23 protein-coding genes are annotated in these 26,469 nt (G+C 64.8%); 17 read left to right on the top strand and 6 right to left on the bottom strand.

Features of this window, described 5'->3' with window-relative positions:
- Positions 1-117 precede the first annotated feature (117 nt).
- The gene (gene urtA, locus QX051_RS06180; RefSeq protein WP_315734602.1) at positions 118-1,440 is read right to left on the bottom strand and encodes an urea ABC transporter substrate-binding protein; all 1,323 of its coding nucleotides are present in this window, start codon (positions 1,438-1,440) and stop codon (positions 118-120) included.
- A gap of 509 nt (positions 1,441-1,949) precedes the next feature.
- On the opposite strand from urtA, the gene QX051_RS06185 reads away from it, so the two are divergent.
- The 3 genes from QX051_RS06185 (at position 1,950) to QX051_RS06195 (ending at position 4,188) form a co-directional block, all read left to right on the top strand.
- On the top strand, positions 1,950-3,359 hold the full coding sequence (locus QX051_RS06185) for a DEAD/DEAH box helicase (RefSeq protein ID WP_315734604.1): 1,410 nt from the start codon (positions 1,950-1,952) through the stop codon (positions 3,357-3,359).
- Between the two features lie 24 nt (positions 3,360-3,383).
- On the top strand, positions 3,384-3,674 hold the full coding sequence (gene infA / locus QX051_RS06190; protein WP_315734606.1) for a translation initiation factor IF-1: 291 nt from the start codon (positions 3,384-3,386) through the stop codon (positions 3,672-3,674).
- Between the two features lie 301 nt (positions 3,675-3,975).
- Positions 3,976-4,188, top strand: a complete 213-nt coding sequence (locus QX051_RS06195; RefSeq protein ID WP_006612155.1) for a cold-shock protein — start codon at positions 3,976-3,978, stop codon at positions 4,186-4,188.
- 204 nt (positions 4,189-4,392) lie between these two features.
- On the opposite strand, the gene QX051_RS06200 is transcribed toward QX051_RS06195, so the two are convergent.
- The 4 genes from QX051_RS06200 to QX051_RS06215 all read right to left on the bottom strand — a co-directional run bounded on the left by QX051_RS06200 (position 4,393) and on the right by QX051_RS06215 (position 7,369).
- On the bottom strand, positions 4,393-4,953 hold the full coding sequence (locus tag QX051_RS06200) for a TadE/TadG family type IV pilus assembly protein (RefSeq protein WP_315775477.1): 561 nt from the start codon (positions 4,951-4,953) through the stop codon (positions 4,393-4,395).
- An 82-nt stretch (positions 4,954-5,035) separates the two neighbouring features.
- Positions 5,036-5,581 (bottom strand): TadE/TadG family type IV pilus assembly protein, encoded by a 546-nt coding sequence (locus tag QX051_RS06205; RefSeq protein ID WP_315734610.1) that lies wholly within the window; start codon positions 5,579-5,581, stop codon positions 5,036-5,038.
- A gap of 324 nt (positions 5,582-5,905) precedes the next feature.
- A complete protein-coding gene (locus QX051_RS06210; protein ID WP_315734613.1) occupies positions 5,906-6,406 on the bottom strand; it encodes a pilus assembly protein N-terminal domain-containing protein in 501 nt (166 codons plus the stop codon).
- A 135-nt stretch (positions 6,407-6,541) separates the two neighbouring features.
- The gene (locus tag QX051_RS06215; RefSeq protein WP_315775478.1) at positions 6,542-7,369 is read right to left on the bottom strand and encodes a sterol desaturase family protein; all 828 of its coding nucleotides are present in this window, start codon (positions 7,367-7,369) and stop codon (positions 6,542-6,544) included.
- 452 nt (positions 7,370-7,821) lie between these two features.
- Here QX051_RS06215 and QX051_RS06220 point away from each other — a divergent pair, with 452 nt between their 5' ends.
- The 10 genes from QX051_RS06220 (at position 7,822) to QX051_RS06265 (ending at position 18,065) form a co-directional block, all read left to right on the top strand.
- Positions 7,822-7,986, top strand: a complete 165-nt coding sequence (locus QX051_RS06220; protein WP_231317342.1) for a Flp family type IVb pilin — start codon at positions 7,822-7,824, stop codon at positions 7,984-7,986.
- A 326-nt stretch (positions 7,987-8,312) separates the two neighbouring features.
- The gene (locus QX051_RS06225; protein WP_315734617.1) at positions 8,313-8,837 is read left to right on the top strand and encodes a prepilin peptidase; all 525 of its coding nucleotides are present in this window, start codon (positions 8,313-8,315) and stop codon (positions 8,835-8,837) included.
- Positions 8,838-8,963: 126 nt separating this feature from the next.
- Positions 8,964-9,764: a Flp pilus assembly protein CpaB gene (cpaB, locus tag QX051_RS06230; protein WP_315753439.1), complete on the top strand. Its 801-nt coding sequence runs from the start codon at positions 8,964-8,966 to the stop codon at positions 9,762-9,764.
- A gap of 17 nt (positions 9,765-9,781) precedes the next feature.
- Positions 9,782-11,257: a type II and III secretion system protein family protein gene (locus tag QX051_RS06235; RefSeq protein ID WP_315735683.1), complete on the top strand. Its 1,476-nt coding sequence runs from the start codon at positions 9,782-9,784 to the stop codon at positions 11,255-11,257.
- A gap of 22 nt (positions 11,258-11,279) precedes the next feature.
- A complete protein-coding gene (locus QX051_RS06240; RefSeq protein WP_315734622.1) occupies positions 11,280-12,020 on the top strand; it encodes a CpaD family pilus assembly protein in 741 nt (246 codons plus the stop codon).
- Positions 12,017-13,285 (top strand): CpaE family protein, encoded by a 1,269-nt coding sequence (locus QX051_RS06245; RefSeq protein ID WP_315734624.1) that lies wholly within the window; start codon positions 12,017-12,019, stop codon positions 13,283-13,285. The genes QX051_RS06240 and QX051_RS06245 overlap by 4 nt, the downstream gene beginning before the upstream one ends.
- Before the next feature lie 21 nt (positions 13,286-13,306).
- A complete protein-coding gene (locus QX051_RS06250) occupies positions 13,307-14,770 on the top strand; it encodes a CpaF family protein (protein ID WP_315734626.1) in 1,464 nt (487 codons plus the stop codon).
- Positions 14,771-14,781: 11 nt separating this feature from the next.
- Positions 14,782-15,756, top strand: coding sequence for a type II secretion system F family protein (locus tag QX051_RS06255; protein WP_315734628.1), 975 nt, complete (start codon positions 14,782-14,784; stop codon positions 15,754-15,756).
- A gap of 8 nt (positions 15,757-15,764) precedes the next feature.
- On the top strand, positions 15,765-16,739 hold the full coding sequence (locus QX051_RS06260) for a type II secretion system F family protein (RefSeq protein WP_315775479.1): 975 nt from the start codon (positions 15,765-15,767) through the stop codon (positions 16,737-16,739).
- Between the two features lie 84 nt (positions 16,740-16,823).
- Complete coding sequence (locus tag QX051_RS06265) at positions 16,824-18,065, top strand: Zn-dependent hydrolase (RefSeq protein WP_315775480.1); 1,242 nt, start codon at positions 16,824-16,826, stop codon at positions 18,063-18,065.
- Between the two features lie 9 nt (positions 18,066-18,074).
- Here the strand turns inward: QX051_RS06265 and QX051_RS06270 are convergent, their stop codons facing one another.
- A complete protein-coding gene (locus QX051_RS06270; RefSeq protein WP_315775481.1) occupies positions 18,075-18,884 on the bottom strand; it encodes a tetratricopeptide repeat protein in 810 nt (269 codons plus the stop codon).
- A 193-nt stretch (positions 18,885-19,077) separates the two neighbouring features.
- Here QX051_RS06270 and QX051_RS06275 point away from each other — a divergent pair, with 193 nt between their 5' ends.
- From QX051_RS06275 to QX051_RS06290, 4 genes are all read left to right on the top strand, one after another.
- Positions 19,078-20,460 (top strand): leucyl aminopeptidase family protein, encoded by a 1,383-nt coding sequence (locus QX051_RS06275; protein ID WP_315775482.1) that lies wholly within the window; start codon positions 19,078-19,080, stop codon positions 20,458-20,460.
- The gene (locus QX051_RS06280; protein WP_315775483.1) at positions 20,453-21,298 is read left to right on the top strand and encodes a C40 family peptidase; all 846 of its coding nucleotides are present in this window, start codon (positions 20,453-20,455) and stop codon (positions 21,296-21,298) included. Before QX051_RS06275 ends, QX051_RS06280 begins: the two co-directional genes overlap by 8 nt.
- A 1,394-nt stretch (positions 21,299-22,692) precedes the next feature.
- Positions 22,693-23,877 carry a hypothetical protein gene (locus QX051_RS06285; protein WP_315775484.1) on the top strand — a complete coding sequence of 395 codons (1,185 nt, stop codon included), beginning with the start codon at positions 22,693-22,695 and terminating at the stop codon, positions 23,875-23,877.
- Positions 23,878-23,888: 11 nt separating this feature from the next.
- Complete coding sequence (locus QX051_RS06290; protein ID WP_315775485.1) at positions 23,889-26,405, top strand: hypothetical protein; 2,517 nt, start codon at positions 23,889-23,891, stop codon at positions 26,403-26,405.
- Positions 26,406-26,469 lie beyond the last annotated feature (64 nt).

The raw sequence follows: 26,469 nt of genomic DNA on the forward strand, positions 1-26,469 counted from the left end.
AATGCGACGAAGAATCGCGCAAATAGTTGCAGGCACTGGACAACCCCGGCAGGAGGAAGTGAGAAGGCGGCGCTATCCACCGCCTTCTCCAGTCGTGACTTGGACGTCAGATCGATCTCAGCTGCCCGAGCCCAGGCACTTGTTGGTCTTGACGTTGAAGTTGCCGCACTTCTTGCCGACCCAGTCGCCGATCAGGTCCTTGGAGCCCTCGAGCTCCTTCGACCAGGCGTCGCCCGGGACGAGGTCCTTGGTCTTGTAGACGACGCTGAACTGGCCATCGCCCTTGATCTCGCCGATGAACACCGGCTTGGTGATGTGGTGGTTCGGCAGCATCTTCGACACTCCGCCGGTCAGGTTCGGGGCCTCGGTGCCAGGGAGGGCGTCGATGACCTTGTCCGCATCGGTCGACTTCACCTTCTCGACCGCCTTCACCCACATGTTGAAGCCGATCACGTGCGCTTCCATCGGATCGTTGGTCACGCGCTTCGGGTTCTTGGTATAGGCCTGCCAATCCTTGATGAACTTCTCGTTGGCCGGGGTCTTGATCGACTCGAAGTAGTTCCAGGCGGCGAGATGGCCGATCAGCGGCTTGGTGTCGATGCCGGCGAGCTCTTCCTCACCCACCGAGAACGCGACGACCGGGATGTCCTTGGCCTTGATGCCCTGGTTGCCGAGCTCCTTGTAGAACGGAACGTTGGCGTCGCCGTTGATGGTCGAGACCACCGCGGTCTTCTTGCCGGCCGAGCCGAACTTCTTGATGTCGGCGACGATCGTCTGCCAGTCGGAGTGACCGAACGGCGTGTAGTTGATCATGATGTCGTCCTGAGCCACGCCCTTCGACTTCAGGTAGGCTTCCAGGATCTTGTTGGTGGTACGCGGATAGACGTAGTCGGTGCCGGCCAGCACCCAACGCTTCACCTTCTCTTCCTTCATCAGGTAGTCGACCGCCGGGATCGCCTGCTGGTTCGGCGCCGCACCGGTGTAGAACACGTTGCGCTCGCTCTCCTCGCCCTCGTACTGGACCGGGTAGAACAGGATGCTGTTGAGTTCCTTGAACACCGGCAGCACCGACTTGCGCGACACCGAGGTCCAGCAGCCGAACACGACCGCGACCTTGTTCTTGGTGATCAGCTCGCGCGCCTTCTCGGCGAACAGCGGCCAGTTCGACGCGGGATCGACCACGACGGCCTCGAGCTTCTTGCCGAGCACGCCGCCCTTCTTGTTCTGTTCGTCGATCAGAAACAGGATCGTATCCTTCAGCGTGGTTTCGCTGATGGCCATGGTGCCGGACAGAGAATGCAGAACACCAATCTTGATGGTGTCGTCGGCAGCCATGGCCGGGCCGAAGCCGGCGACGCCGAGCGCCAGGCCGGCAGCAGCAGCCAGCCAGCGACGGCGGCTGAATGGCGCCGTTAATTCCTGAGTGAGTCGAGTAAGCATGAGGTAATATCTCCCTGACGCAGACGTGCTTCACAGCCAAGGCGGCCGGCGGTCTGCGGCGGAAGAATCGCAAGAAGCATGCCATGCCGTTCACATCTCGTAAGCCATTGATCCCAATCTGGAACTTGGGCTAATCGCGACGGAAGGTCGCAATCTCGTGCCGCCGGCTTAGGCAGGCACGGTGATCATTCGGCTGGCATCGAGCTCACGATTTATGCACTTTGTTTTGAATGGCTAAAATTAAAGCAGCAGAGTACCGGCTCAATCGCCGATCCGTTGCGCACCGGCCTTGAAAGTGCCGCCAGTCTGTTCCATATATCTGATAGATCGAGGCGAATCGGCCGGATCTTTGCAAGCCGCGTGTTCTTTAGCTCGTTCAGAGCTTCTGGCTTCGCATTCTCACCCATCCAATCTCGACGCTCCAAACACGCGGGTGTCTCTTCAACCACCCACCCGCGTCCGGCTGGCTGCCGACACGGGCCTCATCCTCTTATGGAAAGCCCAATCTTTTGACATCCTTTCAGGATTTTAACCTCGCCGACGCGCTGACGCGCGCGCTGAAGGAAGAGAACTACACCACCCCCACCCCGATCCAGGCACAGACCATCCCGCTCGCCCTCGAAGGCCGCGACGTGATCGGTATCGCCCAGACGGGAACCGGCAAGACCGCCTCGTTCGCCCTGCCGATCCTGCACCGCCTGCTGCAGAACCGGATCAAGCCGCAGCCGAAGACGGCGCGCGTGCTCGTTCTGAGCCCGACCCGCGAACTGTCCGGCCAGATCCTCGACAGCTTCAACACCTATGGCCGCCACATCCGCCTGACCTCGGCGCTCGCGATCGGCGGCGTGCCGATGGGACGCCAGGTCCGCGCGCTCATGCCGGGCCTCGAGGTGCTGGTCGCCACGCCTGGCCGGCTGCTCGACCTCGTCCAGGGCAACGCCGTGAAGCTGAACCAGGTCGAGTTCCTGGTGCTCGACGAAGCCGACCGCATGCTCGACATGGGCTTCATCAACGACATCCGGAAGATCGTCGCCAAGCTGCCGATCAAGCGGCAGACGCTGTTCTTCTCGGCCACCATGCCGAAGGACATCGCCGAGCTTGCGGACGCCATGCTGCGCGACCCCGCGCGGGTCGCGGTGACCCCCGTTTCCTCGACGGTCGAGCGCATTGCCCAGCGCGTGATCCACGTCGACCACTCGGCCAAGCCGAACCTTCTGGCTCAGTTGCTCAAGCAGGAGCCGGTCAACCGCGCGCTGGTGTTCACCCGTACCAAGCACGGCGCCGACAAGGTCGTGAAGAGCCTGGAAAAGGCCGGCATCCCCGCCCAGGCGATTCACGGCAACAAGTCACAGAACCACCGCGAGCGCACCCTCGCAGCGTTCCGCACCGGCGAGATCCGAACCCTGGTCGCAACCGACATCGCGGCCCGCGGCATCGACGTCGACGGCGTCAGCCATGTCGTGAATTTCGACCTGCCCAACGTGCCGGAGACCTACGTCCACCGCATCGGCCGCACGGCACGCGCCGGCGCTGAAGGCATCGCGATTTCGCTCGTCGCCGGAGCGGACGAGCTGTCCTACCTTCGCGACATCGAACGGCTGATCAAGATCTCGCTGCCGCGCGACGATCGCCGCACGCCGGGCCTCCGCGAGGCCGCGGCACCGGCCAAACCGCCTCAGCGTGGCGGCCGTCCTGGCATGCAGAATGCGCGGACCAACGAGGGTGGCACCGCCGCAAAAGGCCCTCGCCGTCGCCGTCGTTCCAATGCTAAGATGGCACCTCTGCCAGGCAATCGTCAGGAGCCCCAGCGGCCGTCGCAAGGCGGCGGCAAGGCCGGGTCGATTCAAGGCGTTGCTTTCCTGCATCGCGAGGGCAGACCCAAAAACCACGCTCACAACCGCAACCAACGGCCAAACTAGACGTCTATCGATCTGGAGAGAGACATGGCTAAGGAAGAGCTGATCCAGTTCGAAGGGCTGGTCACCGAAATCCTTCCCGACGCGCGCTACCGGGTACAACTCGATGCGGGGCACGAAATCGTCGCCTACACCGCCGGCAAGATGAAAAAGAATCGCATCAAGACGCTCGCGGGAGACCGCGTGACCGTCGAGATGTCGCCCTATGATCTGGAAAAGGGCCGGCTGATCTTCCGCCACAAGGACGAGCGCCCCAGCTCGACCGGCGGACCTCCGCGTGGCGCAGCGCAGCGCGGCGGCCAGTTCCGGCGGCGCTAGAGCCTTGGGCGGAGCAATGGTTCCGCCCAACCCAGCGAATTGATCAACTCTTGCGCAATCAGCGACAATTCAGCGCGTCGGCCTCAAGCCGGCGCGTCAAAAAATCATGCGCCCTCGCGCAGCTCAGGATTGTTTTGCGCGGGCATTTCCAATAGTATATCCCGCAATCGATTTTCGGCCGGACGAGATTAGCTATTACCGGTACAGCCGGTTCAGACGCTGACGACCCTTCCAAAAATTCGATCTAACCAGCCCAGGAATCTGGGTTACGCATTTGATATCTGAGAAGGGAACTACCCCCGTGAGCATGGGAACCGTGAAGTGGTTTAACGCAACCAAGGGCTATGGCTTCATTCAGCCGGATGACGGCGGCAACGACGTGTTCGTGCACATCAGCGCCGTCGAGCGCGCTGGTCTCGGCACGCTGCGCGAAGGCCAGAAGATCTCCTACGAGATCGTGGCGGACCGCCGTTCGGGCAAGTCGTCGGCCGATAATCTCCGCGCCGCCAATTGAGCGACGCCAGGGTAATCGCCTGCGCGATTGCCCGCCTGGACAACGAAAGGCCGCCTTGCGCGGCCTTTTTTATTGCCTGCTTTTCGCTGCCTGAATGCCCATCGCCGCGCTCCGCTCGCCCGAAAGACCGCATGTCGCGCCGGTTCGCAGGCGCGTGCGACCGCGGCCCCGGCGCGGGCGGCCTCCGTTGCGGCAGCCCTCACCTCAGCAGTAGGTCGCCGGGCTATACATCACACAGGTCGACTGCCGCGGGCGGGTATAGGCGACGTCGCTGAGATTGACGCCCGTCTTGCCCATGACGTAGCCGATCGTCGGAACGTACTGGTAGTTCACCTCGCTGAAGATCAGATAGGTGCCGGACACCAGCAATTCAGCCGGCACGCCGACCGTCATGCCGACGGTTCGCGGTGTCGACCCCTTGCTCCACTTCACCGTCGCCTGCTTGGTGGTGGGATCGACATAGAGCTCGGTGATCGTCGCATTCACCGGCGTGGTGGAATAGGGGTACATGATGCCGGTCGAGGCGGCGAAGAAGTTCGACATGTCGCTATCGCCGACCGTGGTCGATTGCGATGTCAGATCCGACAGGGTTCGCGCCATCAAGGTGACCTTGCGGTCGACGGCGATCGCCGAGCAGAATTCGACCGTGCCGAAGAACATCACCAGCATCAGCGGCACGATGAATGCGAATTCGGTGGCCGCGACACCGCGTCGATCGGCGGCAAAGGCGTCGATGCGACGCCACAGGCGCAGGCTCGAAGACATACCCGGCATTCTTCCCAACGGCATGATGAATTCCTGGTGTCCCTCTGAAGGAGCTCGCGAGAGCCTTGTCGTGAGAGCCGTGTTATGAATACGGCTCGTTCTTGAATGCGGCCGTGCCCACCAGCAGCCGCTTGCTGCCGCTCAGGTTGGCGATGTTGTAGCCGAGCCCCGTCACGAAGATCGGCCATTGATAGAACAGCCTGACGACGACGATGTCTCCGGCGGCACCCGGGCTGTAGGTCATGTTGTTGACGAAGTTGCCGCTGTTGTCGATCTGGTTGCTGATCGAGACGCTCCCGAACGAGGAGTAGCTCTTCACGTCGATATAGATCTTGTTGCAGTCGAACAGCGCGGGAACCTGGGTGCAGACGTAGCTCGCGAACTGCGCCTGCGTATAGGCGCCCTGTTGCGCCTGTCCGGTCAGGATCATGCGCGCCGAGTCCTGCGTGATCGTCTCGAGCACCTGGCCGGCAAAGAACATCAGCGCCGTTTCGATGATCGCGAACAGCAGCGCGAAGAAGACCGGCGCGACCAGCGCGAATTCGAGCGCGGCCGATGCCCGCCGGTTGCGCCGGAAGCGGCGCAGCATCCGGCGCATCGAAGCGGTCGAGGAGACGGGGGCTTGCATGGGTTCATCCGGACTGGAAAGGCACATCAATCTGAGCGAAAGGAATAGCGGAAACTCCTTGGGAAAGGGTTTCCCACGATGCGGACAGTATGGCCTGCCGCATCAACGTCCCGCTAACCGTGCTTGGGGGTTCGCACGCAGCCAGCCCTTCGAGACAGCGCGTCAGCGCCCGATCCGATCATCGAAACCAAACGAGAAACCAAACGAATCGGGCGACCCAGCCGCAGCACCAGCGGCAAGGCTCGCCGCATCGTCGGCGCGGACACGCGTGGAGAGGCGGTCAGGCGCTGCCATCGACCCGGGCAGGCGTGGCAAGGCCAGCGCTCAGTTGGTCTTCGAGGCCGCCGCCGCGTTGCCGCTCGCCGTGCTGGACATCGTTCCAGCCTGGTCGAGCACCGATTTGAAGTAGTTGTCGCCGTCGCCCAAGGTCACCCGGCGCTGGCAGATCGGCATGCAGCTATAGGTCTCACGGTCGACGCCGCGATACACCGTCACGAGCTGGTCGGTGGGCCCGGCGACCTGGATCTGGCGATCGATCAGCACCTGTCCGCCACGATCCATCGCAATGAAGTTGGTGGCACCGTAGCTCTTGCCGGTGACGACGATGATGCCGCCGCTCTGCAAGGTCACATCGGCGATCATCGGATTGCCGACGACGAGGGTCGCGACCCGATCGGGCAGCTTGACCAGCTTGGCCTGGTCGACATTCACGGCGATGGCGGGATCAGGCTCCGCCAAGGCGGCAGCCGGCCACAGCAGCACCGCGGCGACAGCTGCCCGCAATGCGAAGGAAACACTAGGACGACGCGACACACAGAACGACATACTCAAACCCCGGGACATTGACGAGCCGTCTCAAGCGATACGCAGCGGTGACGGCGCCCGACGCGGCAAATCTGCGCTCAATTGGTGAATGATCTGCAAACGTCGCCATTTGATCTGGGGCGGTTGCAAAACCCCTCATCGCCGGAACGGAAACGCGAGCTGGCCGCCGAACTCGCCGGGCATCGTCGCCTCGTCCTTGCCGTAGGCCATGGGCAACTGCCCCGCCGGCATCCGGAACGTGCCGAACAGGATGTCCCAGATCGGGAACGTGCCGGCGAAGTTGGTATTGCCGCCCTGCTCCATCGACGTGTGGTGCCAGCGGTGGAAGACGGGCGTGGCGAGGACATATTTCAGCGGGCCCAGCGTCCAGTTGAGATTGGCGTGCACGAAGGCCGAATGGAACGTGGTGAATGGTCCGACCCAGATCATGACATTGGGCGAGATGCCGGCCATCAAGAGGATGACGTCGACCGCGATCGTGCCGAGGATCAGGTTGATCGGATGGAAGCGGGCAGCCGAAATCCACTCCAGATCCTCCGACGAGTGGTGAACCGCGTGGTATTTCCAGAACTCGCCGCCATGGAACAGACGATGCGTCCAGTACAGCATGAAGTCGGAGAGCACGAGGAAGAGCATCCCCTGCAGCCATTCGGGAAGCTGCGCCAGCGGGCCGTGCCCGTTCTCATAGAAGGCGATCAACTCGTCGGCGTCGCGGATCTTGAAGAGAACGCTGGCGCCGAGCACGAGAAAGCCGATGCGGAGCACCCGGGCGAACACCGGCACGAAGAACCAGTAGACCACGTCGGTGACGAGCTCGCGCTTCTGCCACCACGGCTTGCCGGGATTGCAGGCCCAGAAGTGACTGAGCACCGAGAACACCACCGCCAGCACCAAGGTGATCGGCAACACCTTCTCGATGGTCTGGCCGAGCATCAGCGCGACTTCCCATGGCAGACCGGACATCACATTCCTCATCTCATGAACTGTTCCGAGGGGTACTCCTTGGCGCTTAAGGAGCCGTGAACCTCGGCGCCGGCAAAACCGCTCTGCCTATCGGCCCAGCGCGATCGACATCGAGCCACATGCTCCGCCAGCCAGGTCGACACGGCCATATGCATATAGTGCGGAATGCGGAGCAGGCCCCGCGATGGACCGGTCGGGCATGATCGCCGAAACCCTGCGCTCATCTTTTCAACGAGACCGACCGCGGCGCGACCATGCATCATTTCGAATGATCGCGCCGCGCTTCATCCTATGTTTACTCTGCACAATAACAGCCATTTGTCGCCGTGTTTCGGCGACCGAATTAACTACGCCGAAATTCCTGCCCCCTAGGGTGGCCGCATGGTCACGGTGCTGAGAACGCCGCAACGACCAGAGTTTGTTCGACCAGCCACGTGTACATGGAGTTACCTATGAAGAATCTTCTTGCTCGCTTCGTGAAGGATGAATCCGGCGCGACCGCGATCGAATACGGTCTGATCGCCGCCGGCATCTCGCTCGCGATCATTGCCGCGGTGAACGGTCTCGGCTCCAGCCTGAGCTCCAAGTTCGGCGCGATCAACACCTCGCTGAAGTAAGCGGTCGTCACGGCCGAGCAAAGAAGGCCCCGGACATCCGGGGCCTTTATCATTTCCACATTCAGCTTCGCGGCGTTCAGTGATGCGTAACCACGTTTTGTCCGCAGCCGCGTCCCGGCCCCCGCCCAGGGCGGCCGACGTCGCCTTGCGTTGGATCTGCGGCGGCCTCGGCCTGTCCATCCTCGCTCTCGCGGCCCGCATCGTCAGCGTCTGGTGAGATCGACAGCCAACCGGCCATTCCGGCTGTTTCCCGATCGTTTATTTCTTGCAGCTAGACTCTGGCGCAGCGGCGCACCCACGCGCCGCGTCGATGCCATTGAGAGCCCATGACCCTCGATCTCGCGCGCCTTCTGCTGTTTCCGGCCCTGATGGCCTTTGCCGCGGCGAGCGATTTGTTCACGATGACCATTTCGAACCGGGTCTCCCTTGCGCTCGTCGCCGGCTTTCTGGTTCTGGCGCCGCTGAGCGGCATGAGCATGGCTGACATGCTCATGCACCTCGGCGCCGGCGCGACCCTGCTGGTGATTGCTTTCACCTGCTTTGCATTCGGCTGGATCGGCGGCGGTGACGCCAAGGTCGCATCCGCCGCCGCGCTGTGGTTCGGCTTCGCCCACCTGATGAACTACCTGTTGTACGCCTCGATCTTCGGCGGCGTGCTCACTCTCGCCCTCATGCAGTTCCGGCAATGGCCGTTGCCCTACATGCTGGCGGGGCAACCCTGGCTTGCACGCCTGCACGCCAAGGAGAGCGGCGTGCCCTATGGCATCGCGCTCGCCCTGGGCGCTCTGATGGTTTATCCGGAGACCGATTGGGTGAAGGCGATCGACGCTGCGCGTCTTGCATTGCTCTGAAAGCACCGTGTCAACGCGGTGTTAAGGCGATTTAGATACGCCTCATTAACCATGCTTTGACGAATAACTGCTCAACTCCCATCACGGCGGCGGAAACGTCGCGGCGTCATGTGGAAAGTGAAGCGTATGAATACCGCACGCATTGTGGTTCTGACCATCGCTGTAGGCGCTGGCGGCGTGGCCGCATATCTCGCGAGCGGGTCCGACGACCGGCCGGCTCAAGTTGCCGCGCCCGCGCCGCAGATGCCCACCGTCGACGTTCTCGTCGCCAAGGGCGACATCGCCCTCGGCCATTCGCTCAAGCCCGAAGATCTGCAGTGGCAGAGCTGGCCGGCGGCCACGGCCAGCTCCAGCTTCATCCGGCGCAGCGAGCGGCCCGAAGGACAGACGCAGATCACCGGCACGATCGCGCGGGCGCCGTTCATTGCCGGCGAGCCCATCCGCGAACAGAAGCTCGTCAAGGCCGACGGCTCGGGCTTCATGGCCGCGATCCTGCCCGCCGGCATGCGCGCCGTTTCCACCGAGATTTCTCCGGAGACCGGCGCCGGCGGCTTCATCCTGCCGAACGACCGCGTCGACGTGATCCTGTCCAAGCGCGAGCGCAATCCGGATCAGCCCAACGCGGGCGACGTCGTCAGCTCCGATATCATCCTGTCGAACATCCGCGTGCTGGCGATCGATCAGGCTCCGAAGGAAAAGGACGGCCAGACCACGGTGGTCGGCAAGACCGTCACGCTGGAGCTGAAGCCGGAACAGGCCGAGACGCTCGCGCGTGCCCGTCAAACCGGAACGCTGTCCCTGGCGCTCCGCAGCATCGCCGACGTCAACGTGGCCGAGCACCGCACGGACGAGACCAGCCGCAAGCGCAGCGACAGCGTTGCCGTCGTCCGCTTCGGCATTCCCAGCACGATGACGACGCAGAAGTGAGCAAGAGGACCACCAAGATGACCTGCAGCGAAAATCAGCGGAAGATGCGGACCCTGTTGGTCCGCGCGCTGTCGTTTTCGGCCGCCGCTGCGCTGACCCTCAATCCGGCGATCGCGCCGGTGATCGCGGCAGACTACCGCCCGGCGACCGCAGCCGCCGCGGACGGCCAGATCAATGCACGCTTCCTTGCGCTCGGCATCGGCAAGTCCGTCGTCATCGATCTGCCGCGCGACATCAAGGACGTTCTCGTCGCCGATCCGAAGATCGCGAATGCCGTCGTGCGCTCCGCCCAGCGCGCTTACATCATCGGTGCGGCGATCGGCCAGACCAATATCGTCTTCTTCGACGCGCAGGGCCAGCAGATCGCGGCCTACGACATCGCGGTCAAGCGCGACCTGAACGGCGCGCGGGCGGCGCTGAAGCAGTTGCTGCCGAATGCCGATATCCAGATCGAAGGCCTCGCCGACAGCATCGTGCTGACCGGCTCGGCGTCGAGCCAGATCGAAGCCCAGCAGGCCGGCGAACTCGCCGCCCGGCTCGCCGGCGGCGCCGACAAGGTCGTCAACTCGATCACCGTGCGCGGCCGCGACCAGGTCATGCTGAAGGTGACGGTCGCCGAGGTGCAGCGCTCGATCGTCAAGCAGCTCGGCATCGATCTGTCCGGCCAGCTCAACTATGGAACGGCCGTCGTCAAATTCGCCAACTCCAATCCGTTCACGGCCTATGGCAGCAATCTGGTCTCGAACAATGCCGTGAGCGCAGCGTTCGGAGCGGCCCCGACGGTGCAGGCGACGCTGCGCGCGATGGAGAACGCGGGCGTGATCCGTACCCTCGCGGAACCCAATCTGACCGCCATCTCGGGCGAGTCCGCGACCTTCATCGCCGGCGGCGAGTTTCCGGTTCCTGCCGGCTACTCCTGCGATCCGACGACCCATGTCTGTACGACGCAGATCAGCTTCAAGAAGTTCGGCATCTCGCTCAACTTCACGCCCGTCGTGCTCAGCGAGGGCCGGATCTCGATGCGGGTGATGACCGAGGTCTCGGAGCTCTCAAACGAGAACTCGATCACGCTGTCGCAAGCCGTCAGCTCGACGACGGTCAACTCGTTGACGGTTCCTTCGATCAAGACCCGGCGTGCCGAGACCACGCTGGAAATTCCCTCCGGCGGCGCCATGGCGATGGCCGGCCTGATCCAGCAGCAGACCAAGCAGGCGATCAGCGGCATGCCGGGCCTGATGCAGCTGCCGGTCCTCGGCGCGCTGTTCCGCAGCCGCGACTACGTCAACAACCAGACCGAACTGATGGTTCTGGTGACGCCGTTCGTCGTCCGCGCCGTGGCACAGAAGGATCTCTCCCGCCCTGACGACGGCTTCGCGGCCGCGTCCGACCCCCAGGCCGATCTCCTGGGCAGCATCAACCGCATCTACGGCGTACCCGGCCGGGCCGAACCCGGACGCAACTATCGCGGCACCTATGGCTTCATCACGGACTGAGCCGGGACAAGGACCTGCAACGATGACCATCACATCCAGCCCCGCTCGATACCGCCGCCTGCCCCTTGCCGCAGCGCTCGCCGGAGCCGCAGCCCTGCTCGGCGCCTGCAACTACACCAGAGACGCTGCCACCACGGCGAGCATCCCGGACGACTACCGGCTGCGCCACCCGATTGCGATCCAGGAGGCCCCGGACTCCCTGGTGGTCTTCGTCGGCCAGGGCCGTGGCGGCCTGACCGCCGAGCAGCGCGCCGACGTGATGGGACTGGCCCAGGGCTGGATTCGCCAAGGCACGGGCGCGATCAGCGCCGACGTGCCGAGCGGCACCCCCAATGCACGGGCGGCCGCCGACTCGATGCGGGAGATCCACTCCCTGCTTGCCGCCGCCGGCGTTCCGCCGCACGGCATCACCGTACGCAATTATCAGCCGAAGGACCCGCGCCAGATGGCCGCGATCCGGCTGAGCTATCCTAAAATGTCGGCCACGGTCGGGCCCTGCGGCGTCTGGCCGGACGACCTCGGGCCGTCGATCAAGAACAAGAACTGGTTCGACAACAAGCCTGACTGGAACTACGGCTGCGCCTACCAGCGCAACATGGCGGCAATGGTCGCAAACCCGTCTGATCTCGTGCAGCCGCGATCCGAAACGCCGTCCTATACCACCCGGCGCACGGCGTTGTTCGACAAATATCGCAAGGGACAATCAACCGCGATCACGTATCCAGAGGCCGACAAGGCCAAACTCAGCGACACAGGCAAATGATCAGCTACGCCCGACAGACCCAAGAGGAGCAGCCTGACGTCGTGCCGCCGCCGGCCGACGATCACATCGCGCCCGCGCCGCGCGTGTCCGTGCAGGCGTTCTGTGAGACGGTGGAAACCGCCGCGACGGTTCAGGCCGCCGGTGAGGACCGGCGCCTCGGCAAGGCGCATCTGAAGGTTCAGATGGGCGGCATGGCGGCGGCGATCGAGGCCTACCGGTCGGCACCGACCCCGAACGTCATCATCCTGGAGACGGATGCGCGCACCGACATCCTGGCAGGCCTGGATCAGCTCGCCACGGTTTGCGACCCGGGCACGCGCGTCGTCGTGATCGGCCGCGTCAACGACGTCACGCTGTATCGCGAGCTGGTGCGGCGCGGCGTCAGCGACTATGTGCTGTCGCCGGTGACGCCGATCGACGTCGTCCGCTCGATCTGCAACCTGTTCTCGGCGCCAGAGGCCAAGGCCGTCGGGCGCATCATTGCCGTCGTCGGCGCCAAGGGTGGCGTCGGAGCTTCGACCCTCGCCCATAACATCGCCTGGGCGATCGCGCGCAACCTGTCGATGGATTCCGTCGTGGCCGACCTTGATTTGGCGTTCGGCACCGCCGGCCTCGACTACAACCAGGATCCCGCGCAGGGCATCGCGGACGCGGTGTTCTCGCCGGACCGGATCGACATCGCCTTCATGGACCGGCTGTTGTCGAAATGCACCGATCATCTGAGCCTGCTGGCCGCGCCCGCGACGCTCGACCGGGTCTACGATTTCGGCGCCGAGGCATTCGATGCGGTCTTCGACACGCTGCGGGCCTCGATGCCCTGCATCGTGCTCGACGTTCCGCATCAATGGGCAGGCTGGACCAAGCGGGCGCTGATCTCCGCGGACGACATCCTGATCGTCGCGGCGCCGGATCTCGCCTCGCTACGCAACACCAAGAACATGTTCGATCTCCTCAAGGCCGCCCGGCCGAACGATCGCATGCCGCTCTACTGCCTGAACCAGGTCGGCGTTCCCAAGCGGCCCGAGATCAATGCGAGCGAGTTCGCCAAGGCGATCGAAAGCCCGCCGATCGCGACGATCCCGTTCGAGCCGCAGATCTTCGGCGCCGCCGCCAACAACGGCCAGATGATTGCGGAAATGTCTCCCAGTCATCGGACGACGGAGATGTTTCTCCAGATTGCGCAGCGGCTCACCGGCCGCAGCGAGACCAAGAAGCCGAAAGGCTCCTTCCTGTCGCCTCTGCTGGACAAGCTGAGGGCGAAGTAGGCACGCGTGGAGTTCTAAGTCGTGTTTGGTAAGCGTAGCGGATTGGACAACGATACCAGGACCCTCAGGCCGGCTGCGCCAGCGCCCGAGCCGGCGCCGGCAGCACCACGCGCGGCGTCTCCGGCCGTGCCGTCGCCACCTCTGGCTCCGACCCGGCAGGCTCCGCCGCCGCCGCCACCGGTTGTCGAGGCCCGGCGTTCGGACAGTTACTATCAGGTCAAGGCGACGATCTTCGGGGCGCTGATCGAAGCGATCGATCTCGCTCAGCTGGCCAAGCTCGACGGCGAATCCGCGCGCGAGGAAATCCGCGACATCGTCAATGAGATCATCGCGATCAAGAATATCGTGATGTCGATCGCCGAGCAGGAAGAGCTGCTCGACGATATCTGCAACGACGTGCTCGGCTATGGCCCGCTGGAGCCGCTGCTGTCGCGCGACGACATCGCCGACATCATGGTCAACGGCGCCGGTACGGTCTTTATCGAAGTCAACGGCAAGATCCAGCGCACGGGCATCCGGTTCCGCGACAACCAGCAGCTCCTGAACATCTGCCAGCGCATCGTCAGCCAGGTCGGCCGCCGTGTCGACGAATCCTCGCCGATCTGCGACGCGCGTCTCGCCGACGGCTCGCGCGTCAACGCCATCGTTCCGCCGCTTGCGATCGACGGCCCCGCGCTCACCATTCGTAAGTTCAAGAAGGACAAGCTGACGCTCGATCAGCTGGTCAAGTTCGGCGCGATCTCGCCGGAGGGCGCGGAGATCCTGCAGATCATCGGCCGCGTCCGCTGCAACGTGCTGATCTCCGGCGGTACCGGTTCGGGCAAGACCACGCTGTTGAACTGTCTGACCAATTACATCGATCACGACGAGCGCGTCATTACCTGCGAGGACGCCGCCGAGCTCCAGCTGCAGCAGCCACACGTGGTGCGCCTCGAAACCCGGCCGCCCAACATCGAAGGCGAAGGCCAGGTGACGATGCGCGAGCTGGTGAGAAACTGCCTGCGTATGCGACCCGAACGCATCATCGTCGGCGAGGTCCGCGGACCCGAGGCCTTCGACCTGCTGCAGGCCATGAACACCGGTCACGACGGATCGATGGGCACGCTGCACGCCAACAACCCGCGCGAAGCCTTGTCCCGCTGCGAATCCATGATCACGATGGGCGGCTTCTCGCTGCCGTCGCGGACCATCCGTGAGATGATCTGCGCTTCGATCGACGTCATCGTCCAGGCGGCGCGCCTGCGCGACGGCTCCCGCCGCATCACGCACATCACCGAGGTGATGGGCATGGAAGGCGACACCATCATCACCCAGGACATCTTCCTCTACGACATGATCGGCGAGGACGCGAACGGCAAGATCATCGGGCGCCACCGCTCGACCGGAATCGGTCGGCCGCGGTTCTGGGAGCGTGCGCGCTACTACGGCGAAGAGAAGCGGCTTGCGGCTGCACTCGACGCCGCCGAAGTCGCGAGCAAGGACTGAGGAGAGACCCCATGAAGCTTCAGGCTCTCGCCCTTGCCTTCCTCGCCGCCACCGCCATCGGCGGCATCGCCTGGGTGTTCCTTTATCCCCTGCTGTCGGGTGAGCGGAAGGCCGAGCAGCGGCGCAGCACCGTCGCCAAGTCCGAGCCGGTGGTCCGCCAGGCCGAACGCAGTCAGCGCTCGCGCCGCGAGCAGGTCGAGTCGTCGCTGAAGGATCTCGAGGCGAAGGCCCAGAAGCAGAGCAAAGTCCCGCTGAATATGCGGATTTCGCAGGCTGGGCTCGACTGGACCGTGCAGAAGTTCTGGATCGTTTCCGGCGTCCTCGGCTTCGTCGTCTGCGCGGTCGCCTTCTTCGCCGGTGGCGGCCCGCTCGGCGCGCTCGGGCTCGGCTTCGCTGCAGGTCTCGGTTTGCCGCGCTGGATCCTCGGCTACCTCAAGAAGCGGCGCGAGAAGAAATTCCTGGCAGCATTGCCGGACGCCGTCGACGTGATCGTGCGCGGCATCAAGGCGGGCCTGCCGCTGTTCGAATCGATCAAGGTCGTCGCCGCCGATGCGCCGGAGCCCTTGCGCAGCGAGTTCCTCGCGATCATCGAGACCCAGGCGATCGGCATGCCGCTCGGCGAGGCCTGTGCGCGGCTGTATGAGCGTATGCCGCTGCCGGAAGCCAACTTCTTCGGCATCGTCATCGCGATCCAGCAGAAGTCGGGCGGCAACCTCTCCGAGGCTCTCGGCAACCTCTCGAAGGTGCTGCGCGACCGCAAGAAGATGAGCGAGAAGATCCAGGCGATGTCGATGGAAGCCAAGGCCTCCGCGGGCATCATCGGATCGCTGCCGCCGATCGTGATGCTGCTGGTCTATCTGAGCACGCCCGACTACATCTCGCTGCTCTGGACCCATCCGACCGGCCAGCTGATGCTGGTCGGCTGCGTGATCTGGATGTCGATGGGCATCCTGGTCATGAAGAAGATGATCAATTTCGATTTCTGAGGTGGACCATGGTCGACTTTCTGGTCACCAAGCTGCACGACCCGCACTTCATGACGATGTTCTTCGCCGCCATCGCGGCGACGGCCACCGTCTATACGCTGATCATGCCGCTGTTCGCGGGCGAAAACCTGAACAAGCGCATGAAGGCGGTCGCCAGCGAACGCGAGCGGATCAAGCAGCGTGAGCGCGAGCGGTTGAACGCCGGCGAGAAGGTCTCGCTGCGGCAGACGCCGAAGCAGCTCATCTCTCGTGTCGTGGAGGATTTCAACCTCACCAAATGGCTCGCCCAGGAAGCGGCCCGCGAGAAGCTCATCATGGCGGGCTACCGCGGCCAGGCGCCCTACATCACTTTCCTGTTCGCGCGCATGGTGACGCCGCTGGTGCTGTTCGTCGGCTCCGTGCTGTACGTCTTCGTGATCGCGCATCTGCAGAAATCGATGCCGGTCAAGATCGGCATCTGCGTCGGCATGGCCTATCTCGGACTGCAGGCTCCGATGCTGTTCCTCAGCAACGCGATTTCCAAGCGGCAGTTGTCGATCAAGCGCGCGTTTCCCGACGCGCTCGACCTGCTGCTGATCTGCATCGAGTCCGGCATGTCGATCGAGGCCGCCTTCCGCCGGGTGGCGATCGAGATCTCGAGCCAGTCGATCGCGTTGTCGGAGGAGTTCACGCTGACCACCGCGGAGCTCTCCTACCTGCAAGACCGCAAGGTCGCCTATGAGAACCTCGCCCGCCGCACCGGCCTGGAGGGCGTGAAGTCGGTCTGTCTCGCGCTCCAGCAATCGGAGCGATACGGCACGCCGCTTGGGCAGTCGCTGCGCGTGATGGCGCAGGAAAATCGCGATATGCGCATGAACGAGGCCGAGAAGAAGGCCGCGGCGCTGCCGCCGAAGCTGACGGTGCCGATGATCCTGTTCTTCCTGCCGGTGCTGTTCGTGGTCATTCTGGGACCGACCGGCATCAAGGTCGCGGCCATGCAGTAGACGTAGACCGCTCGCGAGAAATTTCGCTTGCGGTCGCGGCTCTACCCTGGAAGCTAGGCGGAGCATGATCGAGGTCTCCGCCTGATGTCCGACAAGCTCCGCCGCGCCGACGGCGCCCGCGTTCTGGCCGATCTGAACGCGCTGCGTGCCTTCGGCACCTACAAGACCGGCGTACACCGGCCGACGTTCTCTGAGGCCCATCGTCAGTCGCTGGCCTGGCTCGCCGAGCGCCTGCCCGACGCGCAGCTCACGCCTGATATCGACGGCATCGGCAATGTGCTCGGCACCAGCGCCAAGCCGGGCCCCAAGCTGCTGGCCGGATCGCATCTCGAGAGCCAGAATCAGGCCGGCTGGCTCGACGGCCCGCTCGGCGTCATCTACGCGCTGGAGGCGGCGCGCGTGCTCAATCCAGACCCGTCCATCAACGGTGCGGTGGAGGTCGCCTCCTGGTGCGACGAGGAGGGCCACTTCGGCAGCATGCTCGGCAGCCGGTCCTATGTCGGCGACGTCAGCGAGGCCGACATCGATGCTGCCCGCGACCGCAGCAGCCCGCGCACGATGCGCGAGGCGCTTGCCGAGATGGGCCTCGCCGGACGGCCGCGCCTGCAGGCCGAGCGCGGCCGGCATATCGGCTATCTCGAAGCTCATATCGAGCAGGGCGACACGCTCGAGGCGAGCGGGCTCAAGATCGGTGTCGTCACCTCGATCGTCGGCATCTGGCAATACCGCATCACCTTCACCGGCGAGCAGAACCATGCCGGCACGACGCGGATGGCGGTGCGCAAGGATGCCGGGCTCGCGCTCGCCAAGTTCTGTGTCGCGATCGATGCGCGCTTTCCGGCCGCCTGCGGCCCGCGCACGGTGTGGACCACGGGACGCATCACGCTCGATCCGGGCGCACCGAGCATCATCCCCGGCCAGGCCGAGATGCTGTTCCAGATCCGCGACGACAATGCCGCCGTGGTCGACCGGCTCGAACAGCTGCTGCGTGAGATGGCCACGCAGGCGTCCGAAGCAGGTCCCTGTCAGGTCGGGGTCGAGCGCATCCGCACCGGTGCACCGGCCATGATGGACGGCACGTTCCAGGATGCGATCGAGGCCGCCAGCCGCGATCTCGCCGGCGGCAAGTCGCTGCGGATGCCGAGCGGCGCCGGGCACGACGCGCAGGTGTTGGCCACCATCATGCCGGCCGGCATGCTGTTCGTGCCGTCGATCGGCGGCATCAGCCATCACTGGACCGAGAATACCGCCGACGCCGACATCGTCACCGGCGCCGACGTGTTCGTCGACACATGCCGCCGCCTGCTCACAGGCGCGACACGATAGGGCACGCCGTCAGTCCGGCTGGTTGAGCGCGGCCATCGGCGCCGCGTTGCGCGCCTTGCCCTTGCCTTGGCTCTGCCCCTGAATCATCTGCTTGAGATAGGCGACGTTGGCGGCGGCCTCGTCCGGCGGCAGATCGGCCCGTGCGATCTGCTCGGCCTCCGCGAAGCGTCCCTGCAGGCCGACGACGAGGGCGAGGTTCTGGCGCACCCGCGCGTCCGCCCGCTGCGAGCCGTAGGCCTGGCGCAGCACCTCCTCGGCCTTCGGGAGCTCCCGCGTCAGCATGTAGGACAGGCCGAGATTGGACAGCACCGAGGGCTCGCCCGGCACGATCTTCAGCGCGCTGTCGTAATAGCGCCGCGCCTCGTCGTGGCGGCCCATCTGGTCCAAGACGGTGCCCTGCACCGACAGCAGCTTCCAATCGGGATTGTCGGGCGAGTGCGCGCGCGACAGCACGTCGAACGCCAGCTTGAAATTGCCGTTGTCGGCGAGTGCACGTCCGTAGGCCGCGAGCACGGTCTTGTTGCCGGCGTTGGCGAGCGTGGCCTGCTCGAGCACGGCGACCGCCTGCTCGCGCTGGCCGTTGTTGCGCAGCGCCTGGCCGTAGGCGAGCGCGATGGCCGCATCCTTCGGGTTGGCGCGGTAGCGCTCGCCATAGACCTCGACCGCGCGCTGCGGGGTCGCGGGCGGCGGCGGCTCGGCCCGGCTGCGCAGCGAGCCCGTGACGTCGGACATAGTCTGGCAGCCGCCGAGGCCCGCAGCAACGAGCGCGGCGATGGCAACGGACGCGAGGAGCCGGGGAATGGGAGGCGCTTGACGCATGTCACTTGGACTCGAACGGGCGAATTGAACGCGCCAGCAATAAACTGTTAACGCTAACAGCCGGTTAATGGCGTGTTCCAGGCGCAGCCGTCACATTTGCGTCGGCTTGCAGGCGATGCGGCCGGCGCGATTGCAGCGGCCTTCAAACTCTGCGAAGTCTGGCTGCCGCGCGCCAGTTAGGGAACCATTAGGCATGCCGTCGATGTTCGAGACCGCCTCCACAACGTCCGCCATCCCGATCACCTTCGTGACGAAGGCGAGCTGGCCGGGGATCAAGGAGAGCCTGTCGGCTGAAGCGCGCAACTTCGCCGAGGCCAACGTCTACACCGCCAAGCCCGGCAGCTATCTGGCGCTGCCCGCCGCCGACGGCCGCATCGCGCAGGTGCTGTTCGGCATCGAGGACGACGACGCCGGGCACCGCGATCTGTTCCGGCCCGGCGCCCTGCCCGGCCTGCTGCCCGCCGGCACCTACCGCTTTGCCAATGCTCCCCATGATGCGCGGCTGGCGGCGCTCGCCTTCGCGCTCGGCAGCTACCGCTTCGGCCGCTACCGCAAGACCGAGACGCCGGAGGTTCGCCTCGTTCCGCCGGATGGCGTCGACGCCGCCGAGCTGAACCGACTTGCCGACGCGGCGACATTGGCGCGCGACCTCGTCAACACGCCGTCCAACGACATGGGGCCCGAGGAGCTCGAGGCCGCTGCAAAGCAGCTCGCCGACCGCTTCGGCGCCCGCTTCAGCAGCGTCGTCGGCGACGATCTGCTGCGCCAGAACCATCCGCTGATCCATGCCGTCGGCCGCGCCTCGACCCGCGCGCCGCGCCTGATCGAGCTCGTCTGGGGCGATCCATCGCATCCCAAGGTGACCCTGGTCGGCAAGGGCGTCTGCTTCGACACCGGCGGGCTCGACCTGAAGCCGTCGAGCAGCATGCTCCTGATGAAGAAGGACATGGGCGGCGCCGCCAACGTGCTGGCGCTGGCGCAGATGGTGATGGATGCCAAGCTCAAGCTGCATCTGCGCGTGCTGATTCCAGCGGTCGAGAACGCGGTCGCCGGCAACGCCTTCCGTCCGCTCGACGTGTTTCCCTCGCGCAAGGGCATCACGGTCGAGATCGGCAACACCGATGCCGAGGGCCGGCTGGTCCTGGCTGACGCGCTGGCGCTGGCCGACGAGGACAAGCCCGACCTGCTGATCGACATGGGCACGCTGACCGGCGCGGCGCGCGTCGCGCTCGGTCCCGATTTGCCGCCATTCTACACCCAGGACGAAGCGCTCGCCGCCGACGTCGCGCGCTGCGCGGCCGCCGAGAACGATCCGCTGTGGCGCATGCCGCTATGGGCGCCCTACGACAGCTGGCTCGACTCCAAGGTCGCGACCATCAACAACGCGCCGTCCGGCGGCTTCGCCGGCTCGATCACCTGCGCGCTGTTCCTGCAGCGTTTCGTCGAGCACGCGAGGAGCTGGCTGCATCTCGACATCTTCGCCTGGACGCCGTCGGCCAAGCCGGGCCGGCCCGAAGGCGGCGAGTGCCAGGCCGCACGCGCGCTCTACAAGCTTCTGAGCGAACGCTATGGCTGATCCGCGCCTCACGCCCGCGCGCGGCGACATCGCGGCCAAGCATCTCGAAGGCCAGGTGACGGCCGCGCGCTTCGTCGAGGGCGAGATGCTGGTGGTCGCCGATTCCATCGCCCCGCTGCGCCAGCAGCCGTTCTCCGGCGCCGAGCTGGCGACGCAGGCGCTGAGGGGCGAGCGCGTCACGATCTATGATCGCAACGGCGAGGGCTGGGCCTGGGGCCAGCTCGCAGCCGACGGCTATGTCGGCTGGCTGCCGGAGTCGGCGCTGGCGGCGCCTGCGGCAGCATCGACGCACAAGATCAGTGTGCTGCGCAGTTTCGCGTTCCCCGGTCCGTCGATCAAGCTGCCGCCGGTCGAGACGCTGCTCATGGGATCGACCATCGCCGTGACGCGCGAGGAGGCCAGCTTCGTGGTGACGGCGGAGGGCTGGTTCGTCCCGCAACAGCACGTCACGTCGCTGGATGCGATCGAGCACGACTATGTTGCCGTCGCGGAGCGCTTCGTCGGTACGCCCTATTTGTGGGGCGGCAAGAGCAGCCTCGGCATCGACTGCTCCGGCCTGGTGCAGGTCGCGCTGAATGCTGCAGGCATGGAGTGCCCGCGCGACAGCGACATGCAGCTCGCAGCGCTCGGGCGCGTGCTCGATGACCAAGAACGTGCGCAGCTTCGTCGCGGCGATCTCATCTTCTGGAAGGGCCACGTTGCGATCGTGCGCGATGCCGACACGATCGTCCACGCCAACGCCTTCCATATGGCTACGCGGATCGAGCCGACGCGCGGCGCAATCGCGCGCATCCGGGCCGGCGGCAGCGACGTGCTCGCGATCAAGCGGCTCGATTGAAATCGTAGGGTGGGCAAAGGCGCGATCGGCGACGCGCCAGCGTCGCGGATCGTGACGTGCCCACCGTCATAGATACGAGCGCGTGGTTCGAACGGTGGGCACGGCGCCACGCAACAGATGCGCTTGGCGCAGCCAGCTCGCCATGCGCCTCTGCCCACCCTACGAACGACAAATATCGCGACTCGTTCGCTGCCCGTGGCGCATCGCGCACATGAGCACAGAGAGAGACAATCTCTCTCCTCCGTCATTGCGAGCGTAGCGAAGCGACCCTGGATCTCTCAGCGGCGGCAGCCTGGATTGCTTCGCCGCGCTCGCAATGACGACGTGCCATGATCAGGCAGCGAGCATCGGAGTATGCAGCGGCTCTCATCAGGCCGTGCATCAAGCCATCATCAAGCTTCACGTCTCAAACAGCATGAGGACGAGCATCCGCATTCTCGCGGCCTCATGGGCCCGAGCTTTGCGCAATCATCCGCCCTCGAAAACATGAGAGGGCGCAGGGAAGGCCGGGTGCCGACCGCACCCGTGGTTGCGTGCAACAAGCACGCGGTAGTCACCACAGGTACGGGCCGAACATCCGGCCTTCCCTGCGCGATGTTTTGCGACTTACTTCGTGATCTCCCCAGGGACCGGCTTTCTTGCCCCTGTCGGCCGCAGGCCTCATCGGCTCCCGCGACCTTGACGCCAGCATCGGGGCGCCAGGACCACACGACTTCGCCGTCCGCATGACACCGTTCGTCGGTGCGCGAATGCGCACTGCAACATCATCGCGGCCATCGCATCCCGCACCCGACGTCCGTGACGACGCGTACGTCCCTCTCGTGGGGCAGGACGGGGCGGAGTATGCACGATTTCCGAAAAAAAGAAAGATGAATATTTTTCGCGAGAGGACTGGACAGGCGTAAGCGGACCGCGCCCGTCGGCCAAATCACCCGCAATCGCGTGGGTTCTCGCCGCAGCCCAAGAGATCTGAGATTCTGACTGCCGGCGCTTTTGGTAATTCGCCCGATCTCGAGAGTATAGCGACAGATTCGTGCCCGGCAGACGATTGCCGCTTTTGTGAAGGGTTCGGATGCCGGCCGCATGATTGACGGCGCGGCATATTCGGGCGGCCGGCGTCCGAAAGCCTCCAAGGGAGGAAACCGCGCATGGGTGGGCAGGACTGGTGCGGAGGCGCATTCCACCTTGGCCGGTCGATGAGCGGCGGGCACGACGAACAGCTTTGCAGAATGGCGGTTGTGCGGTCATGAGGTGTCGATCCTGATGGCGCTGGTTGGCGCAGTCGGTTGATGGCGCGGCTGCCGTCGCCTCTGTTGATCTAGCGCAAGGCTGGAATTGAGAAGAACGGCCACATTGAAAAGAACGGCCACGTTGATGCGACAGAGGGGCGGATCATGGGGCGCGCAGGACGCTGGCGGGTTCAAGGAGCGGCCATCGTCGCCGCGATGATTCTGCTGGCGTCGCCGGCGCGGGCGGGCTGCAGTCCAGAAGACATCGCGGATGCCTTTATCGGGACGCTGTCCGCCGCATATGTGTGCAAGTCGGTCTATGAGAATGACGCAAGCCGCTACGCAGCGATTGCACTGACCGCAGCACTCAGCGGCGTCGCCTTGTCAGGGTCGGACACGGGGAAAGGGCAAGCCCTGGTCAATCAATTCTGCGCAGAGGCGCAGGGCAACGCCGACCAAGTCGTCAGCAAGCTGAACACGATCTTTGGCAACGCGATCGCAGAAAATGTTCTCGGCGATCTTTCCAAGGAGCTCGCAGCCGTTGGCGCGGCCGCAGACGTCGTGAAATGCGCCTGCAAGAGCGAGCAGAGCACCGTTGGATTGGGTTCCGAAGTCGGCTCATGTCTTCAGGAGGCGCTGTGCTGGGGGCAGGAAAAGCTTGGCATGCAGTCCTGCGGCGATTGCGAGGTCCTTCCGCCTGTTCAAGCCACATGCGCCGCGATCAACGCGACGTGCGAAAAAGTACATTACATGGAGTGGTGGAGGTACCCGGAATGTCAAGGCATCGGCGGTCCCGGCTCGATCTTCAGCCCTTCCGGCAAAGGCGTCTATCAGGATCAATACGATCGATATGGCGTGGGCATGGTGGAAACCGGCGACGGGACGCTGGTGGTCACGGATCCCGGCGCCTATGCCTGCCACACAGGGAGCAGTTACTGCACCTGTCCGAAACCGATGGTGCCGCACTGGCAACAGGTCCCCAACCCCGGATCCGGCGATAGCAAGTACGTGTTCTCGTGCGATTGCCCGAAGGACACCCATCCCGGCGCGTTGAAGTCGGACGGGCTCTCCGAGTGCCTGTGCGACGACACCAACCAGGTGGCGGTTTTCGGCTTTGCGCCCTACGGCATGTGTCCGCCCGCGGCCTGCCCGGCCGGACAGACAAGACTCGGCGGCGACAAGAACAGTCCCTGTGTCACGCCCTGCTCCGACAAGAGCCAGGGAATGGCCTTTGACGGGAGCTGCTGCAATCCCGCGCAGATGACCAATTGTGGAGAATGTTGCCCGCCGGACACCGTGCCCAACGTCAAGACCGGCTCCTGCGAGCCGCGGCCCAAGCAGCCGAAATGAGGCGGACCGACATGATCGAGCTTGGCCGACAGACGTCCTTGACAGCCGCCGTCCGTGCGATGCGGCGCCTCGCCTGGCTGCTGATCCTGCCTCTCGCACTCGGGGGGCCCGCGTCGGCGCAAACGCCGCCCGGCGTTTACACCCCCGGCGATGCTGCAGTCACCGGATTCTCCGGGGCTATTCGCCCGTTCGAGATCGAGCCCGGTCAGGATCCCGACGTTCGGACCATCATCGATCCTGGAGGGCCGTCGCTGCGCATCGTCGATCTAAGACGCATGGGCGGTCCGCCCCAGGCGCAATTGGTCGGTGCGCCGAAGCCGTTCACCGTCAGCGCGAAGTCGATCGGGCAGGTGTTTGGCGTCGCTCTGGACGACAGTTCCCCCGCCAACATTTACGTCGCGGCGACATCCGCCTATGGTCTCTCGATCGTCGCGCCGGGACCTGAAGGTCGACCGCAACATGTCAGGCTCGGGACTAGCGGCGCGACCTTCATGCCGGCACAATGGGGTCCGGGCGGCGGCCCGGGATCGATCTGGAAGATCAATGGCGCCACCGGCGCGGTGACGCTGTTCGCGAATGTCACCACGGGCGACAAGGCCAATTCGGGCGCGGCGCTCGGGGGATTGGCCTATGATCCGGCGACCAAGTCTCTGTTCGTCGCCGACCGTGAGACCGGGCTGATCCATCGCTTCGGCCAGAACGGCGTCGACCTCGGTGTCTATGATCACGGCGTCGCCGGCAACGCAGCCGCGGGACTTCCGACGACGCCGGCGCCGGCCGGGCCAGGCGTCGATATTACGAATCCTCAATTCGACAGCGCGCAGCCCGAGACCTGGGGCTACGCGGCACCGGATCGGCGAGTGTTCGGCCTCGCCATTCGCGACCGCCGGCTCTACTACGCGGTCGCCGAGGGCTTGCGGGTGTGGTCGGTCGGGCTCAACGCGAACGGCTCGTTCGGTGCGGACGCCAGAATCGAAGTCGTCGCGCCGTCCGCCGCCGGTCCCACCGAGATCTCCAGGATTACGTTCGACGATGAGGGACGGATGTTTTTGGCCGAGCGGCCGGCGCCGACCGGGGCGCAGGATTTCGAGGCCTTGTCCGCGCCGTCGATCGGCCGCGTGCTGCGCTATACGCTGATCGGTGTCACTGAGATCAAGCAGCCGATCTGGCAGCCCTTGCCGGACGAATATGCGGTGGGATTCCCCGAACGTTTCCGCAATGGCAATGGCGGCGTCGCGATCGGCTACAGCTACGACATGGGCGGTACCATGAATCCGGCCTCCTGCGGCGGCTTCGTCTGGACCACCGGCGAACAATTGCGCCACGCCACCGATCCCAAGCTCGTGGCTCAACTCGGCCAGAACGACGCGCTTGCGATCGACGGACTGCAGGGGAATCCGATCTGGCGCATCCGCCGCGGCGATGAGCCACCGCTGCTCAGTTACTTCATCGACTATGCCGACGCGCCGCCCGATCTATCAGCTCGCGGGCACATGGGAGATATCGCCATCTTGCGCGCGTGTACAAGGGAAGCCGCACAGATACGGCTTGCGCCGCGTCCAGCCGGCGCGCCGCCTCCCGCCGGCATGCCGAAGCCGCCGGGTCTGCAGACCTGCAAGACCCATGTCTGCGGTTCGGACGGATCGGTTTGTCCGCCCAATCAGATCTGGATCATCAAGACCAAGAGCTGCGCGTCGAGCTGCGCCCCGCCCAATGTTCTGGTCAATGGCCAATGCTGCTCGCCCAAAGACCTGCAGCCGAGGGGCATCTGTTCGAACAACAATCCGTCGACTGATATCGCCAAGCCGATGTGCGGCGTCAACCAGACGGCGATCGGCCCGAACAATGAATGCTGCGAGAACAGCCAGATCTATTCCGGCCCGATTGGCCAACAACTTTGCTGCGGGACGACCGTGGTGAACGGCGTGTGCGATCCGTTGAAGCCGAAAATTCCGGACTGGAAATGCCCCAGCTGCTGTGCGCCCGGCTATGTGAAGATCGCCGGCAAGTGCTGTCTCAAGAGCCAGGCGACGTCGAAGGGACAGTGCTGCCCGGCCGGCCAGATTGCGAGCCCCGACGGCACGCTATGCATACCGCTGCACTGGCTGCCGAGACTTTCACAGTGTTGCGCCTCGGGCTTCTTGCCGACTGCGAATGGCAAATGCTGCGCGCCCGCGAATCTGACGACGAGCGGCGAGTGCTGCGCGGCCCCGGTCGACCCAAAGGATCGAAGCCAGTGCTCCAAGAAGATCGAGAAGAAGTCCACCACGGTCGTCCCCGTGATTCCGAAGCTGCCGACGACGTGCCAACCTGGTGAGCGGCGCAATGCCGACGGCGTGTGCGTGGCACGCAAGCCGGGGGTGACGCGGGACCGGCGGGCGCCGGATGTCGGTCGCCCGATCGTCTGCCCCCCCGGTTGGATTCCGGGGCCGCTTGGCGCGCGCTGCCGGCCGACCGGCCGATTTGCGCCGCGCATGCCGGGGTTCAGACCGGTCCCCCCGCCCGGCATGATGATGCCGCGACGATGAAGGAAGCAGCGATGCTGCGAGGACACGAATTCGCAAATCATTACTACACGCCAACTGCGGAAGT

It is taken from the genome of Bradyrhizobium sp. SZCCHNR1053 (assembly GCF_032381235.1).
GTDB lineage: Bacteria > Pseudomonadota > Alphaproteobacteria > Rhizobiales > Xanthobacteraceae > Bradyrhizobium.